At 30.8% G+C, this 16420-nt stretch carries 13 protein-coding genes; 7 read left to right on the top strand and 6 right to left on the bottom strand.

Features of this window, described 5'->3' with window-relative positions:
• Nucleotides 1–185 precede the first annotated feature (185 nt).
• Entirely contained in the window at nucleotides 186–884 is a 699-nt protein-coding gene (locus RH82_RS02095; protein ID WP_034057615.1) for a LytR/AlgR family response regulator transcription factor, read from the bottom strand.
• On the bottom strand, nucleotides 881–1696 hold the full coding sequence (locus tag RH82_RS02090; protein WP_034057614.1) for a sensor histidine kinase: 816 nt from the start codon (nucleotides 1694–1696) through the stop codon (nucleotides 881–883). Before RH82_RS02090 ends, RH82_RS02095 begins: the two co-directional genes overlap by 4 nt.
• A gap of 360 nt (nucleotides 1697–2056) precedes the next feature.
• On the opposite strand from RH82_RS02090, the gene RH82_RS17615 reads away from it, so the two are divergent.
• From RH82_RS17615 to RH82_RS02070, 4 genes are all read left to right on the top strand, one after another.
• The gene (locus RH82_RS17615) at nucleotides 2057–3967 is read left to right on the top strand and encodes an ankyrin repeat domain-containing protein (protein WP_162182440.1); all 1911 of its coding nucleotides are present in this window, start codon (nucleotides 2057–2059) and stop codon (nucleotides 3965–3967) included.
• A 9-nt stretch (nucleotides 3968–3976) separates the two neighbouring features.
• Nucleotides 3977–4657 carry a CPBP family intramembrane glutamic endopeptidase gene (locus RH82_RS02080; RefSeq protein WP_034057613.1) on the top strand — a complete coding sequence of 227 codons (681 nt, stop codon included), beginning with the start codon at nucleotides 3977–3979 and terminating at the stop codon, nucleotides 4655–4657.
• Between the two features lie 695 nt (nucleotides 4658–5352).
• Nucleotides 5353–5856, top strand: a complete 504-nt coding sequence (locus tag RH82_RS02075; protein ID WP_034057612.1) for a cupin domain-containing protein — start codon at nucleotides 5353–5355, stop codon at nucleotides 5854–5856.
• A gap of 274 nt (nucleotides 5857–6130) precedes the next feature.
• Nucleotides 6131–6733 (top strand): hypothetical protein, encoded by a 603-nt coding sequence (locus RH82_RS02070; RefSeq protein WP_052158165.1) that lies wholly within the window; start codon nucleotides 6131–6133, stop codon nucleotides 6731–6733.
• A gap of 271 nt (nucleotides 6734–7004) precedes the next feature.
• Here the strand turns inward: RH82_RS02070 and RH82_RS02065 are convergent, their stop codons facing one another.
• From RH82_RS02065 to RH82_RS02055, 3 genes are read right to left on the bottom strand one after another with little or no spacing between them, the layout of a single operon-like run.
• Nucleotides 7005–9410, bottom strand: coding sequence for an ABC transporter permease (locus tag RH82_RS02065; protein WP_034057610.1), 2406 nt, complete (start codon nucleotides 9408–9410; stop codon nucleotides 7005–7007).
• Between the two features lie 19 nt (nucleotides 9411–9429).
• A complete protein-coding gene (locus tag RH82_RS02060; protein WP_034057608.1) occupies nucleotides 9430–10125 on the bottom strand; it encodes an ABC transporter ATP-binding protein in 696 nt (231 codons plus the stop codon).
• A gap of 3 nt (nucleotides 10126–10128) precedes the next feature.
• On the bottom strand, nucleotides 10129–11391 hold the full coding sequence (locus RH82_RS02055) for an efflux RND transporter periplasmic adaptor subunit (RefSeq protein WP_052158164.1): 1263 nt from the start codon (nucleotides 11389–11391) through the stop codon (nucleotides 10129–10131).
• Between the two features lie 856 nt (nucleotides 11392–12247).
• Here RH82_RS02055 and RH82_RS02050 point away from each other — a divergent pair.
• From RH82_RS02050 to RH82_RS02040, 3 genes are read left to right on the top strand one after another with little or no spacing between them, the layout of a single operon-like run.
• Complete coding sequence (locus RH82_RS02050) at nucleotides 12248–13630, top strand: sigma-54-dependent transcriptional regulator (protein WP_034057607.1); 1383 nt, start codon at nucleotides 12248–12250, stop codon at nucleotides 13628–13630.
• Nucleotides 13631–13641: 11 nt separating this feature from the next.
• Nucleotides 13642–15018, top strand: coding sequence for a sensor histidine kinase (locus RH82_RS02045; protein WP_156112386.1), 1377 nt, complete (start codon nucleotides 13642–13644; stop codon nucleotides 15016–15018).
• A 47-nt stretch (nucleotides 15019–15065) separates the two neighbouring features.
• Nucleotides 15066–15512 (top strand): SET domain-containing protein-lysine N-methyltransferase, encoded by a 447-nt coding sequence (locus RH82_RS02040; RefSeq protein WP_052158162.1) that lies wholly within the window; start codon nucleotides 15066–15068, stop codon nucleotides 15510–15512.
• 19 nt (nucleotides 15513–15531) lie between these two features.
• Here the strand turns inward: RH82_RS02040 and RH82_RS02035 are convergent, their stop codons facing one another.
• Complete coding sequence (locus tag RH82_RS02035) at nucleotides 15532–16209, bottom strand: class I SAM-dependent methyltransferase (protein WP_034057605.1); 678 nt, start codon at nucleotides 16207–16209, stop codon at nucleotides 15532–15534.
• Nucleotides 16210–16420 lie beyond the last annotated feature (211 nt).

Here is a 16420-nt window from a genome sequence, read left to right as displayed (position 1 = left end):
GCGTCTATTATTCCAGTGCAACATTCCCGTATTGCATATGAAATAACTACCTAAAAACTGCAATAAAAAGAGTGCGTGAATTGCACTAAATTGGAAGAACATAACATTTAATAAACGGCCGTGAGCATTGATATATTTGTACTCAAAAACAGGCAAGGCTTCTTACCTCAGCCATTAGCAACAAACTACTTCAATAATTGAATAATATTCGTTTTGTAAGTTTTTCCAATAGGAATACTATTTTCAGAAATAAAAATTCGATTACCCTCAATACTCTTTATATGCTTCTTTGATACCGCAAACGATTTGTGGACTTGAATAAAATCTATATCATTTAATAATTCTAAAACATCAGAAATTTTTTCTCTAATAATAATGGTTTCATTGCTAGTAATCACCTTAGTATAATTTCCAGAGGCTTCAATATATTCAATGGTATCAATTGTTACTTGATTGTATTTATTATTGCTTCGAAGAAAAATACTTTTTGAAACAGCATCCTTTCTGTCTACAATAGATTGCGTTGGTTTGTTAGTTGTACTTACTGTTTTGTTGATTGCTTTTAAAAACCGTTCGAAACCAAATGGTTTCAATAAATAATCTGAAATATTAAGTTCGTACCCTTCCAGTGCAAATTCTTTATAGGCTGTAGTTACAATTACTTTTGGTTGCAAAGTCAGCGTTTTTAAAAATTCAAAGCCTTTTAGTTTTGGCATATTTAAATCTAGGAAAATTAAATCAACGGTGTTGCCATTCAAATATTCAATAGCTTCTAAAGCATCATAACAGTTTTTCATTAACTGCATATTTGGCAATAAATCACAATAGCCCTTTATAATATCATGTGCTATATATTCGTCGTCAATAATTAGATATTTAATCATAGTTGCAGTGTTAATTTTGCCTTATATACATTTTCAGTTGCAGAAAAAGATAAGGTATGTTTTTTTGGATACACCAATTCCAATCTGCGTTTTAAATTTTTCAATCCAATTCCCTTGTCTTCTTTTGGTAGTGTTTGGTCAAAATTATTTTCTATTTCAAAAAACACTTTGTTGTCTATTGTTTTTATATTAATATAAACATAAGCTCCTTTGCTTAAGTTCTCTATACCATGTTTAAAAGCATTTTCTAATAGAATAATAAAAAGTAAAGGCATCACTTTATAATCATCTTCAATTTCAGCTTCAAACTTAACATCAATTTGTTTGTGATATCGCATTTTATGAAGGGCAATATAATTATTTAAATAATCAACTTCTGCTTTAAGTGTTACGACCTCTTTTTCGCCTTCGTAAATACTATACCGCATCATATCTGAAAGCTTAAGAATTAACTCTTGTGCTTTTTTTGTATCTGTCCCAACAAGACCATATAAATTATTTAGTGTATTAAAAAAGAAGTGTGGATTTACTTGACTTTTTAAATGAAGTAATTCTGTTTTAGCTTTTTCATTTTTTAAGTTGAAAAAGGAGATTACTTGTTTTAGAAACCAGAAAAGGAGTAAAACAATTAATAAGACATAGTACAAAAGTATAAGTACACCGATTGACGCTGGATACTCTTCTAAAAAAACAACAGATTCTTTGTCGGTTGTAATTAATTCAAAAGCAGTTATTAGTATTGGAATTAGTGCTGTTACTATCGCAACACTAATAATTACGAACCCTTTCTTTCTATTTATATTGAATATCATTTTGCTAATTTAGGAGTATAAAACTTGATGACAAAAGATGTTGACAAACAACCTAATAAGCGTATTCAAGTTAGTTAATAGTGGGATGAAATAACTTTATACATTGATATTGTTTTTGTGTCCCTTGTAACTATGTTTTGGTCACTATTAATTTTATAAGGATGAAATTGAAATTAGTTTTGCTTCAATCAATTCAAAAAATGAATAGAAATGAATGCATTAAGTAACAGATTCAAAAACAGGGCAGTACTTTTCATTTTTCCTTTATAACAAAAGAATACAATGAGCTCAACACAAAAAATTTATTCGCAAATCGCGATTCAAAAAACAAAAATCACAAAACATTTAAAACCTATCAAAATGCCACAACTAATTAATTTTATGTGTTCACTTATAACACTTTTTGTTATTAATTCAAACCTTTCTGCACAAGAGCTAAGTCCAAACGAAAAAACCAATATATCTATTGCAGGAAAATGGGAAGGAAATCTAGTTATTAATGAGAATAAGTCTATAGGAATTCTATGGAACTTCAAGCCATCTAATGAAGGCCAACTTATTGGCTTTATGGGACCAGCTTCAAAAGGAGTTGCAACAATTCCTATGCAAGATCTTGAGACTACCAAAACGTCTATCAGTTTCTCTATTCATTCTCAGGGCAGCTTTTCAGGTTTAATTTCAGAAACATTAATAACGGGAACTTGGAGTTCGCAAAGCGGCAAGCAAATGATACTTTATATGGCCAGAGAATTAACCCAGGAACAGTTAAGCAAGCGTTATACAAAATCCTCGAATGGTGTTAAGGTTAATATTCAACAAGAGATTGCCGTTGGAAATGTGGAAGCTGTTAAAACCTTTTTATCAAAAGGCAATGCAATAGACTCTCTTTATGGTAAAGGAACAACCTTACTTTTTACTGCCATAAAAAAGGATAGAACACATAAAATAGCTAAGTATTTACTTAAAAACGGTGCCAATCCAAATTTAGTAACTAATGATTTATCGCCATTGATGTATGCCGTTGCTTATCAAAACCTTACGATAGTTAAGGAACTTATTGCGCATAAGGCTGACGTAAATTTTATTAGTACAGAAAAGCAATCAGCAGTTGTATTTGCAATTAAAGGAAGAAACGCAGAAGCGTTACAATTATTAATAGACAATGGTGGAGATCCTAATATAAAACTTCAAGGCGATCATTCTGCCATCAATTTGGCAAAGGAAGAGAATATTAAAGAGATTTTGGAAGTTCTTAATATTCCGTACGAAGGCGTTAGCGATGGCCCTTATGTAATACAATCTCCAACAGGACGCACAGCGGTTTGGGTAAATAAAGGAAAAACGTACACCCAAGAAATCAATTCACAAATAATTGAATACAACGGTGTAACAACAAAACTATGGGATAACACTCCTAAAGAGGTTAAACAACTAGACTACAACGGAAATTTCAAAATTGGAGCTGTCAGCGATATTCACGGCCAGTATGACACATTTATAAAACTCCTAAAAAATAATGGTGTTATCGATAACGAGGGAAAATGGAGTTTTGAAGATGGACATTTTGTGGTTGCAGGAGATATGTTTGATAGAGGTTCACAGGTTACCGAAGTCTTATGGTTTTTATATGATTTAGAAAAGCAAGCGGAAGCAAAAGGAGGAAAATTACACGTGCTTCTCGGAAACCATGATGTTATGGTACTTAACGGGAATTTACGTTCAATACATCCAAAATATACTGAGATTGCCAAGATATTAGAAATGCCTTTCAATACACTTTTTAATAAAGGGACTATTCTTGGCGATTGGTTACGCACACGTCCAGTCTTGATAAAGCTAAACGGTATCTTGTTTACACACGGTGGATTACATCCTAATTTAGTAGAGAAAGGTTTGTCTATGGAAGAAATTAACACAGAATTCAAACAACAATTAGTAGCAAGTGAATGGGTTAAAAAACGCAATAAACTAGGAGACTTTCTTCATAGAGCTAACGGACCAATATATTATAGAGGTTACTTTCAAGGCGAACTAGCCACCGATGAGCAAATTGAAGAATTGTTAAAGCATTTCAAGATTTCAAATATTGTCGTTGGTCATACCACTCATAAACAAATTGAAATGCACTATGGCGGGAGCGTAATTGTCATAGACGCCAATATGAAAAGCGGCACCATGGCAGAAATTCTTTTTTGGGAGAATGAGGTTTTTTCTCGCGGTAATCTTTTAGGAGAGCAATTACCGTTGAACGGTATTAAAAACAATAAATAATCAGCAGAAATGAAAACTCAAATTTACAATTTTTTAACACGACCTTACATAGTTGTTTTAACGATGATAATTGCTCCGGTATTTGGCTTTATTGATCGAAATTTTGTCTTTTTTTTCGGACTTGGTATTGCTTTTTTAATTTTATGGGGAAGCAATTTTGATTGGTCAAGGTTCGGAATAGGAAAGAAAATTAGTAAAAAAACAGTTTTAATCAGTTTAATATTAACGCTAGTATTTCTTGCTGGTTTTTATGTCATAATTGACCCCTTACTTCAATTATTTCTAGGAGATTTTGATTTATCTTCTTTAGAAGATATTAGAGGAAATCTAGTTGGCTATATCGTTTTAATGATTGTAATGTGGATATTTGCTGCATTTGGTGAAGAATTTCTATTTCGTGGTTACTATATGAAAGCATTAGCTGAATTGTTAGGCAACTCTAATAAAGCTTGGTTACTGTCAGCATTTATTACATCGATCTATTTTGGTGTATCTCACGGGTATCAGGGAGCTATTGGAATAATAAGTAGCTTTTTATGGTCTTTCTTTATTTCAATGCTATTTAATAGAAATAGAAGTCATTTACTTTTACTTGTTTTGGTACATGGTTTTTTTGATACTGTTGGAATAACGCTTCTTTATTTAAATAAGGATCATGTTATTTCTGATTGGATTCAACACATGTTTTAAGAAGTATTATAGTTTCTTTTTTTTAAATACTGGACAAATGGAAAGTCTGAAGGTTAGCTAATTGAAAACGATAAATACTCTCGTGTGTTCGCTGAAAGAAAGTAAAGAAAGAATAATACAGTTCCTAACAAAATGTTTAAGCAATGGATAAGAAAGTGCAAACCCCAAAGTTTGTGCTTTTTAGTGTTTTTTAGTGTTTTTTAGTGTTTTTTAGTGTTTTTTAGTGTTTTTTAGTGTTTTTTAAGATAGCCAAAAACTAGGACTATTTTATCGCCATTACTCATGCCTAAAACGTTTAAATGCACTTAACAAGAATCAAAAAAATATTAATAAAACTAAAGCTCTAGAAGAAGTTTATGCATACCTCAAGCTTTCACAAATAGAGAATACTGATAATGGATTGAATATTGCTATAGACATTTTTTAAAATGAATTAATAAATTTGGTTTAAATAAAAACCCTCATTAAAAAAAGAAGCAGAGAGAAAGCCATCAGTATCAAGCATACCGTTATTACCCAAATTAATAACCGCTCAAAGCAGCATTTTGTTTTAGTAAGTTTCGATTTTAAAGACTTGACTTTCTAAAAAATTTCAATTAACTTCGTTTAAGCTCTAAAAAAACCTTGTTCTGAATTTGTTTCAATATTGAAACGATTTATACCAACCAAACAACGCTAACAATACTATTATCATAATGAATTCGATTGAAAACATAATAAACGAATTAAAATTAGAACCACATCCCGAAGGCGGTTATTTTAAGGAGACCTATAGAAGTCATGGAGAAATAAATAAAGAGAATTTAGAAGCGCGTTATGAGGGTAAAAGAAATTACTCTACCTGTATTTATTTTCTTTTAACATCAGGTAACTTTTCGGCCTTACATAGAATTAAACAAGACGAAATCTGGCATTTTTACGATGGTTCTCCAATACTCTTACATATGATTTCGGAATTAGGGGTGCACTCAAAACATGTTATTGGACGTGATTTTAGTAAAGGAGAAACGCCTCAGTTTATTGTTCCTGGCGGCTATTGGTTCGCCGCTGAAGTTATAAATAAAAACGACTATTCTTTAGTGGGTTGCACAGTATCTCCAGGGTTTAGTTTTGAAGATTTTGAGCTTAAAACTAGAAAAGAACTTGTGTCTTTGTTTCCAGATAAAGAAGACATAATATCAAAATTAACACATAATTAAAATACTACTTAAGACATAATATAGTTTATTACGCTATTTTTTTGCTCACCTGGGAAACACTGCAGGTTTAACTCTGGTTCGTTTTCTTTTCCTAATTTAGAGCTAGCCAACTAATAACCAGATGCAAACCCATTACTTCAAAATGAAAAAACACATATCTAAATACGTTTTAGTGTTACTTCTTTTTTCAATTATATCTTGTAAAAATTAAGAAACTAAAAAACCTGAACTCACTAAAACACAAAAAACGTCTAAAACTATTGATGAATTAGAAGTGAAATTAGTTAAAAAAACCGAACTCATTAGAACTCCAGAAACTTTTAAAATCCTCAATGAAATAGAAGGAGATTTAGATAAAGATGGTGTTTCTGAAAAAATTATTGTTTATGATACTGAAAAAGAAACTGATTTTGGAACAGAAAGGCAAATATACATTTACAAAAAGAACAATATCAAATGGGAGTTGTGGAAAAAATCAGCTAGCGCGATATTAACTAGTGAACAAGGAGGTGTGATGGGAGACCCATTTGAAGGTATCTCTATTGACCGAAATTGTCTTGTAATTAACCATTTTGGTGGGAGTCGTCAAAAATGGAATTATACTCATCGCTATAGATATCAAAGTGGCGATTTTCAATTAATAGGTGCTACAGTTAATTCTGGAGCGCCTTGTGATTACTTCGAAACTTTTGATTATAATTTATCTAATGGTAAAATTAGTTACGAAAAAGAAACAGAAGACTGTGAAAACGAAAGTGCTAAAACTGAGAAAAAAGAAATGATTAGGAAATTAGAAACTTTACCCTCTATGGACGGCTTTTCTCCTGGAAGTAATAAATTAACTTTTCCTAAATCTGAAACTACGATCTACTATTAAACAAAATACTTAAGTGCTTCATCATGTATATCATTTTAGAAACATGAGACGGTTCGTTTTATTATATCTTATAAATCATTCGAGCATTTTTTTACAAAAAATCTCTAATTAAAAAGCGAGAAACTAATAATCATTAGTTTCTCGCTCTCTAAAATATACATCTTCTTCTTGCCTATCGTTTAAAGAAAATTCCTTTAATTCATATTCAATAGAAGTTACTTCTTACTCCAATGCTTTTTAGGAGTTGATTATTTAATATAACACAAATTAGTTATTCATATTTTAAGGCGTGAACAGGGTCTGATGTAGCCGCTTGATAAGCTTGAAAGCTTACTGTAATTAATGCTATAACTAACGCTAATACTGTCGCAAATATAAATGGCATAATTGGCATATCTATTTGATATGAAAAGTTTGTAAGCCAATTTTTGGCAAGTAAATAAGTAATAGGCCAAGCAAAGAAATTTGCAATCAGTACTAATTTAATAAAATCCTTGGTTAGCATTTTCATAACATTAGGAACAGAGGCTCCTAAAACTTTTCTAATACCAATTTCCTTAGTACGTTGAGCCGCTGTGTAAGAAGCAAGACCATATAATCCCATTGCTGAAATAATAATAGCAAGAATAGTTAAAAACAAAAACATAGTTCCAAAATTTTCTTGTTGCTTCAATAAAGCTCCAAATTTTTGATCTAAAAACGTATAACGAAATGGGTGAGATGGTTCTAGCTTATTCCATTCGCCTTCAATAAATGCTATCGTTTTGTTCCTATCTGTATTTGCTATCTTAAAAGATGCAAACCAAACTTGATTACTTACGGTTAATACCATTGGTCTTATTTCTTGATTAAAGCCTTCAATATGAAAATCTTTTACAATACCAATAACATTTCCGTATTGTAAGTTGCCTTCTGGACCACGAAACCTTCCTAAACGTTTACCTACTGCATTTTCTATATTCAAATTGTTAACAGCTGCTTCGTTTAAAATATAACTTGGAAAAGAGTCTGAATCTTTTTCTACATTAAATTTACGTCCTTCAAACATTTCAATACTTAAAGTCTTGAAAAAATCATAATCGACCTCCATATTCCATAGTGGTAATTTTTCTTCACTTCCTTCTAAAGAAAACATGTTTTGATTCGGAATATCTCCAGGGTAATATGATGCTCTTGTTATACTTTGTACATTACTATTTTTTAGAAATACATTTTTGTAGTTTCTAAAATTCTCTGTCATATCATCGGTTTGCAAAGGCACAACAATAACTTGATCACCCTTAAATCCAATATCTTTATTATGCAAAAACGAAATTTGTTTAAAGATAATTATCATACCAATAATCAAGACTGTTGAAGCCGTAAACTGCGTAATTACAAGTCCTTTTCTTAAAAGCGCTCCACCTTTAGTTTTTGTTAAATCACCTTTTAATACTGAAATAGGTTTAAATGCAGAGATAAAGAATGCTGGATAACTACCTGCAAAAAGACCATAGAATAAAGTTACAAGTACTGAAAACAATATGGTTTTCCCTAAATATTCATTAAAGAGATTAATATTAGTCTCCATAATATTATTAAAACCTGGTAAAAATAATTCTACTAAAATGTATGCTATAAAGAGTGCTATAAAACTTTGAATGACAGATTCAATTAAAAATTGAGTAATAAGCATTTTACGTGAAGCACCTGATACTTTTCTAACACCTACTTCTTTAGCACGTTTGCCAGCTCTGGCAGTCGATAAGTTCATGAAATTAATTCCCGCAATTATGATCACTAAAAACGCAATTCCCATAAATACATAAATGTACATAATATTTCCATTTTGTTGCACTTCAAAATCTTTATTTGAATACAAATGGATATCTTTAACTGGCATTAATTGATACTCGAACGCATTACCTTGTTTTATAAATTCCTCCACAGTAACCTGCATAAATCGTTCCACATCTGGTTCAATTTTTTTCATAAAATTACGTCGCATTTCTGCTTCAAAACTTTTATAATCTACATTTTCTTTTAGCTTAACATAAGTAATCCAGCTGTTGTTCATCCACATTGTGGTGATACTGTGATCTGCCATAAACATATTAAACTGGAAGTGTGCATGCCCTTTAGGTTCCTTTACAATTCCCTTTACAATATAATCGCGACGGTTATCGTATTTAATTACTTCACCTAGAGCATTTTTGTCACCAAATAGCTTAAAAGCAGTTGCTTCGGTTAAAACTATCCCATTAGGTTCTTTTAATGCTGTTTTTGGATCTCCAAGAACAAATTCGTAATCAAATACATTAAAAAATGTACTATCGACAGAAACTCCTTTTTGAATATAAACTTTTGTTTGTTCGTGACTTACTAATATTTCTTGGTGTACAGTATTAATTCGTGTTGCAGATTCTACATCAGTAAATTCAGTTCTAAAGGCATTAGCCATTGGACTTGGAGATGCAGGAGCATCCATTTTCTGACCCATCATATCTGCCTTTATTCCGGTTCTATAAATACGTTCGTACCCACTCCAATGTTTCTCGTAACTGGTTTCATCTTTAATAAATAGAAAGACTAGAATTGTTACGGCTAATCCTAAGGCAAGTCCTAAAATATTAATGACCGCATATACTCTGTTTTTATTGAGGCTTCTAAAAGCCACTTTTATATAATTCTTAAACATAGTTTCTAATTTTTAAAAATTATATGGCAGATTGCGCTATTTTGTTTTTCTTTTCAGATACAACTTCGCCATCTAATAAATTAATAATACGTCCAGAATAACTAGCATCGTGAGAGGAGTGCGTTACCATTACTATAGTCGTTCCCGCTTCGTGTAATTCGCACATTAATTCCATAACTTCATTACCATGAGAACTGTCCAAGTTACCTGTTGGCTCATCAGCTAAAATTAATGGTGGTTTTGTTATTAAAGCTCTGGCTACAGCAACACGTTGTTGTTGCCCACCAGATAGTTGTTGCGGAAAATGAGATGCTCTATGTGCAATCCCAATTTTTTCCATTAGTTCATTTACACGTTGTTTTCTTTCTGCTGATGGCACTTTATTGTAAAGTAAAGGCAGTTCTATGTTTTCAAATACAGTAAGCTCATCGATAAGGTTAAAGTTTTGAAATATAAAGCCTATGTTTTTTTTACGAACATCTGATCTTCCTTTTTCATTAAGATGCGCTACCTCATTACCTAGAAACTCATAGCTTCCACTTTCTGGTTTATCTAGCATCCCTAAAATGTTTAATAATGTCGATTTCCCACATCCTGAAGGTCCCATTATTGACACAAATTCTCCTTGTTTAATTTCAAAAGAAACAGCATTTAAGGCTGTTGACTCTATTTCATCTGTGCGATATACTTTTGTTAGTTCGTTTAATTTGATCATGATTTATTTGTTTATTTTGATTGATTCGTAATTTTTAAATTCATCATAAGATGAAGTGATAATTTTTTCTCCTTTTTCTAAACCTTCTAATACTTGATAATAGCTAGGATTTTGATTTCCAAGTTTTATAAAGCGTTTATAAGCTTCATCTTCTGCGGTAAGAACAAATACATATTGACCTCCCGAAGACTGAAAATAACTGCCTCGTGGAATTAATATTGACTTTTGGGCTTTTGAAAGTTCTAAACGCACTTGTAATGATTGTCCATTAGTAATTGACTTTGGAGGATCATTTACAAATATTAACTCGATTTCAAAACGTCGGTTCACAACTTCTGAAAGTACCTTTTTTACTTTTAGATCTATAAGCACACCATCGAAAGAGAAACGCGCTAATTGTCCTGGCTTTACCATACTTAAATAATACTCATCTACTTGTCCTCTAATTTTAAAACCAGACTGAACATCTATTTTAGCAACTGATTGATTTCTAGAGTAAGATTCTCCAATTACAGGATCGAATGAAGACAGCATTCCAGAAACAGGAGCACGAACTAACATTTTATCTATGCTGGCATGAATAAACTCTAAGTTTCTCTGCATTAACGAAATTGATCTATTAATTTGCTGAATTTGAGTTAAGTTATTGCGCTTACTATTTTTAACATTTTTATCCGTAAAGTCACGCTTCTTTTGTTGGTATTTATAAGATTCTTTAGAGTTTGTAAAATCATTTTTAGCCACGATGTCTTTTGAATATAAAACAGAATCTATTTTATAAGCACGTGCAACATCAGCTAAACTATTTTCACTGTCGATTAAAGATTCTGATAAATCTCTTTGATCTTTTTCTAATGATAACTTTAAGCTTCTTAAATTATTTATTTGCTCTATAATAGCAGTTTCTTGATTCATATAACTCAAAGTGGCTGCTGAGTTATTTAATTTCACTAATGGTGTTCCTTTTTCTACTAAAATGCCATCTTCAACAAAAATTTCATCAACTGTTCCGCCTTCCATTGTATTTACTAAAACAAGATTTATAGGTTGTACGTCTCCATCAATTAAAATTACATCTTGAAAATCACCTTCTGTAACCGTTTTTACTGTAATTCTAGAACCATCTACTTTATACGTTTTTTTATTTATTACATTGATACCAAAACCAGAAAGCACTACAAAGGCTATAAAGCCAATAAGGTATAGTGTTTTTGTCTGACTCCATTTTTTCTTCTCTATCCGTTTATCCATTCCTACTTGTTTCATTATGATATTTATTTTTTTTCTAATACTATGTATTTAGAATACGCAGAGCACCACGACATCTACTATAAAATTTGCGATTTTAATTAATACTGAAATCATTGTTTTTTGGATTAAATGTTATAGAACTGTCGATTAAATTCTGATAAATGGATTTTTTTACTACTCAAGAAAAGCAATATGTCATTTTGCTTTTGCTCACGTCCGGTTTCAATTATTATTGCTTTTTTCATACTGTTTGTTTTGATTGATTGATTGATTGATTGATTGATTGATTGATTGATTGATGATGCGATTTTACACATTGGTTACTTATCTGTAACGTCTCTTACTATTCCAAACATGGCTTTTTGTTTGTGTAAGCGTTCCTGTTAATTGATTGTTGATTAATGTTCTCATAATGGTATGTTTTTTTTATAGATTGATGATGCTATTTTAAAAATCAGTTACTTATCTGTAACGTCTCTTACTATTCCAAGCATGACTTTTTGTTTGTGTAAGCGTTCCTGTTAATTGATTGTTGTTTAATGTTCTCATAATAGTTTGTTTTTATAGATTGATGATAATGTTATTTTATAAATTAGTTACTTATCTGTAACGTCTCTTACTATTCCAAGCGTGGCTTTTTGTTTGTGTAAGAGTTGCTGATAATTGATTGTTATTTAATGTTCTCATAATGGTATGTTTTTATTTTGACTAGCTAAGAGCAATCGATGTGCCATAAAAAATAAAATACATAAAATGCTTACTATTAGTTATTTATGTTTTTTAAGATTATTAAAAAGTGTTCATTTTCGAACATTTTATTGTTCGTTATCGAACATTTTGTACATTAGTCAAAATAACTAGATCTTATAAAATGACAAAAACCAAGGCCTCAATTTTAATTATTGATGATGATGAAGACATTTTGTTATCGGCAAAATTGGTATTAAAAAAGCACTATGATAATGTTATTACACGAAACAATCCAAAAGAAATAAATCAAATACTTTCAAAAGAGCAAATCGATGTTATTGTTTTGGACATGAACTACCGTATTGGTTTTAACGATGGAAAAGAAGGCTTGTATTGGCTTAAGCATATACTAAAAATTAATCCAAAGATGGTTGTAATTTTAATGACAGCTTATGGAGAAGTAGAATTGGCTGTTAATGCCATTAAGTTAGGTGCTTTCGACTTTATACTAAAACCTTGGACTAACGAAAAATTATTAGCTACTGTTCATGCAGGACTTACACTGAGCAGATCAAATCATAAAATCTCGATTCTTAAGCATACTAATGACACTTTGTTAAAAAGTAGTGATCAACAATTCGGTCCTGTTATTGGCAACTCTGATGAAATGCAAGAAGTCATGAATATTATCGATAAGGTAAGTATAACCGATGCAAACATTATTGTACTAGGTGAAAACGGAACAGGTAAACAGCATTTAGCTAGAGAAATACATAAAAAATCGTCACAAAACAATGGGCCTTTTATTCATGTAGATTTAGGTTCTTTATCTGAAAGCCTTTTTGAAAGTGAACTTTTTGGGCACAAAAAAGGGGCCTTTACAGATGCTTTAGAAGACAAGCCAGGTCGCTTTGAAATGGCTGAAGATGGCACGTTATTCTTAGATGAAATAGGAAACTTGCCATTAAATTTACAATCAAAATTATTAACAGTACTACAAGACAAAAAAACTTCAAGACTAGGAGAAGGTATTGAAAGACCTTTTAATGCGAGACTTTTGTTTGCTACAAATGTTCCCATTCACGAATGGGTTGCCCAAGGTAAATTTAGACAAGATTTATTATTTAGAATTAACACAGTAGAAATCACAATTCCACCGCTTAGAGCTAGGCCAAAAGATATTACTGATTTTATAAATCATTATTTAAATATCTATAGCGAAAAATACCAAAAGTCTCATTTAAAAATAACTAAAGAGGCCATGAAAGTACTTCAAGATCATAAATGGCCAGGAAATGTTAGAGAGATTCAGCATACTATAGAACGTGGTGTAATTATGGCTGATAATAATGAAATATTGCCTACAGATTTTAATCTAACTATTATCCCTAAAGGAAATGAAGTGCTCAGCAATGAATTTGATAATTTAAACCTACAAGACATTGAAAAACTATTAGTTCAAAAAGCAATCGACAAATATGATGGTAACATCTCTAAGGCTGCTAAAGAATTAGGTTTAACCAGAGCTGCCCTTTATCGTCGATTAGAAAAATTTAATTTATAACATTCATTATTTTGATTAAAAGATTCACCTTACAAGTCGCTATTCGTATTATACTCATACTGGTCACTTGTGTACTTTTTTCTTATTTTTTATTGAACTATTTATGGTTTAGCATGATGGGTGTTGGACTTCTAATAATTATTCAAGTAATATTCTTAATTCGCTATGTAAATAATACGAATTACTCCTTAGTAAAATTTCTAGATGCTTTAAAGAATGAAGACTATTCCGTTTACTTTTCACCTTCAAAAAAGGGAGATTCCTTCGCAAAGGTATTTGATGATTTTAATTTAATTATTAAAATTTTTAAACGTAATAAAATTGAAAAAGAAGCCCAATACAAATACTTCAAATATATACTTGAGCATGTTAATTTAGGAATTATATCAATAAAAAAAGATGATTTATACACCAATGAATCTCATGAAGAAATATTGTTTTTAAACAAAGCAGCTTGCGATATATTACAGCAACCAAAACATAAATACTGGCATAGATTAGCCAAGAGTGTACCTTGGTTAGTAAATGAAATAAAAAAAACTGCTGAAGGTGGTAAAACCTTAGTGGACTTTGGGAAAGAAACAGAAAAGAAACAGTTATCGCTTGAAACCATTGAATTACAACTCTTAGGTAAAACGTATCTTATTATTACTTTTCAGGATATTCGTTCAGAAATTGAACAAAAAGAGATTGAAGCTTGGCATAATGTGATTAAAATTTTAGCGCATGAAATGTTGAATTCTTTTACACCTGTGAGCTCTTTGGCATCTACGGTAAAATCGACAACTGAAGACAGTGAAGGCAACGTACTAAAAGCTGAAGCTTTAGATGACGAAGATATTCAGGATATTAATATGGCCGTAAAAACCATTAAGAGAAGATCTGACGGCTTATTAGATTTTGTTAAGGACTATAGAACGATATCTAATGTTCCCATTCCTACATTGAATAAAACGAATATTAAAACATTTTTATTATCCATTGAATTATTGATGAAACCATCAATTCAAAAAGCTAATATTGCGATGGAGTTATCACATATTCCTGCAAATGCCACTATTATGGCAGACACAAAATTGATTGAACAAGTATTAATTAATTTAATAAATAACAGTATTCATGCTCTTCATGGCATCGAAAATCCATTGCTAAAAATTAATTGCGTTATTGAAGCAGATAAAACTGTGATTAGTATTCATGATAATGGAAAAGGGATAGAAGATCAAATTAAGAATCAAATTTTTATTCCATTTTATACGACAAAGAAAAACGGCTCCGGAATAGGATTAAGTTTGTCTAAAAATATCATGAAAAAACATGGAGGGAATTTATTAGTTAATTCTGAAGTTGGTGTTTATACTTCATTTTCACTTGTGTTTAAACAATAACGTTCTTTGAAATTGTACTCATTTCAAATTTTAAAGTAAAAAAATTGATGAAAAAATTGACAAAATATAATCCTCAAGTGTTTTACATACCAACAAATAGCATCGAAGCAGCCGAAGAAGACTATTTATATATCAAGGGTTCTCAAATAAATAATTCTGGTAATGGATTATATACGGCCATAAACCTCTATAAAAATGAAATAATATCTCTTTTTACAGGAGAAATTCTTACCGAAAAAGAAGCTCAAGAAAGAGCCCAAAAGAAGAATGATCGCTATTTTATTAACCTATTAGATGGCAGTATTATGGATAGTATGCATACTGAGTGCTTTGCGAAATACGCGAATGATTCTATTAATAGCAATTTTGATAATAATGCAAAAATCACTTTAGACGATGATAACAATGTTTGTTTAAAGGCCACTAAAAAAATTAAATCTGGTGAAGAAATATTTTGTGGCTATGGCAAACGGTATTGGAACAAACACAAGTAATATTAAACAAAACATTCATTTAAAAAATAGTATAAAGCGTTGTTACTAATAGACCTTTACCATCATCTAAAACGATAGATAATAACTGTTTTTCTTCTTTTACTTTAAAATTAAACGGTGAATGTAAAAGTTTTAAACCACTTTTCTTTTTTAGTCTAATACCTTGTCCAGAAATAATATCTTTATTGGGTATAAAATTTCCATTAGGCAGATGTTCAGTTAAAATAAGATACTTAAAACCGTTCAACTTACCCAATACACTTTGTACCTCTGTATTTGATAAGTGCTGTAATACTTGTCTCAGTATTACACAATCTCCAAAAGGCAAATTATCTACAGCTATATCCAAACAATAAAATTCTAAATTCTCTTCTATAAATTTTTCTTTATTGTGCTCAATAAGATCGTTAACAATATCTATCGCAATATATTTGTTCGTGTACTTCACTAATTCTTTACCAATATAAAAATCTCCACAACCCAAATCACAAACAACAAGAGGGCTCTTAAAAGATTTTAAAAAAGAGGATACTTCTTCTAAATAAGGATTGACAATAATAGGATTACGCGAACCTTCTCCTGAATAGAAAGTAGCGGTATTGCCTCCCCAAAGATTCATTTTATAAACCTGTTCCATAGCAGCCTTAGTTGGCCAAGGCTTCTTAACTCTTTTGGTTCCGTTTTCCTTATTCTTCATTAAAATACTATTAACCTTTACAAACTAGCGAAGCTTAATTATAGGTAACCAAATGTAACATTTTTCAATCCTAAATAAATACTTTTTTTCTTTCATCTGCAGTCTATAATAGTTCTTGATTTGATGGCTGTATCTGTTTTTTGACCTTTAAGAAGAACCTCAAAACAGATTGAAGCATAAAGCAACGAGAAAGTAAAGTTTAGAAATTAAC

This window comes from Lacinutrix jangbogonensis, from assembly GCF_000797445.1.
GTDB lineage: Bacteria > Bacteroidota > Bacteroidia > Flavobacteriales > Flavobacteriaceae > Lacinutrix > Lacinutrix jangbogonensis.
Note: the sequence above shows the minus strand (reverse complement) of the source record. Positions and strands in the feature narration are given on the sequence as shown.

Bases quoted from the DNA above. Each gene is read 5' to 3' on its own strand.
- RH82_RS02095 (WP_034057615.1), bottom strand. From the start codon at position 884: ATGATTAAATATCTAATTATTGACGACGAATATATAGCACATGATATT.
- RH82_RS02090 (WP_034057614.1), bottom strand. From the start codon at position 1,696: ATGATATTCAATATAAATAGAAAGAAAGGGTTCGTAATTATTAGTGTT.
- RH82_RS17615 (WP_162182440.1), top strand. From the start codon at position 2,057: ATGCCACAACTAATTAATTTTATGTGTTCACTTATAACACTTTTTGTT.
- RH82_RS02080 (WP_034057613.1), top strand. From the start codon at position 3,977: ATGAAAACTCAAATTTACAATTTTTTAACACGACCTTACATAGTTGTT.
- RH82_RS02075 (WP_034057612.1), top strand. From the start codon at position 5,353: ATGAATTCGATTGAAAACATAATAAACGAATTAAAATTAGAACCACAT.
- RH82_RS02065 (WP_034057610.1), bottom strand. From the start codon at position 9,410: ATGTTTAAGAATTATATAAAAGTGGCTTTTAGAAGCCTCAATAAAAAC.
- RH82_RS02060 (WP_034057608.1), bottom strand. From the start codon at position 10,125: ATGATCAAATTAAACGAACTAACAAAAGTATATCGCACAGATGAAATA.
- RH82_RS02055 (WP_052158164.1), bottom strand. From the start codon at position 11,391: ATGAAACAAGTAGGAATGGATAAACGGATAGAGAAGAAAAAATGGAGT.
- RH82_RS02050 (WP_034057607.1), top strand. From the start codon at position 12,248: ATGACAAAAACCAAGGCCTCAATTTTAATTATTGATGATGATGAAGAC.
- RH82_RS02040 (WP_052158162.1), top strand. From the start codon at position 15,066: ATGAAAAAATTGACAAAATATAATCCTCAAGTGTTTTACATACCAACA.
- RH82_RS02035 (WP_034057605.1), bottom strand. From the start codon at position 16,209: ATGAAGAATAAGGAAAACGGAACCAAAAGAGTTAAGAAGCCTTGGCCA.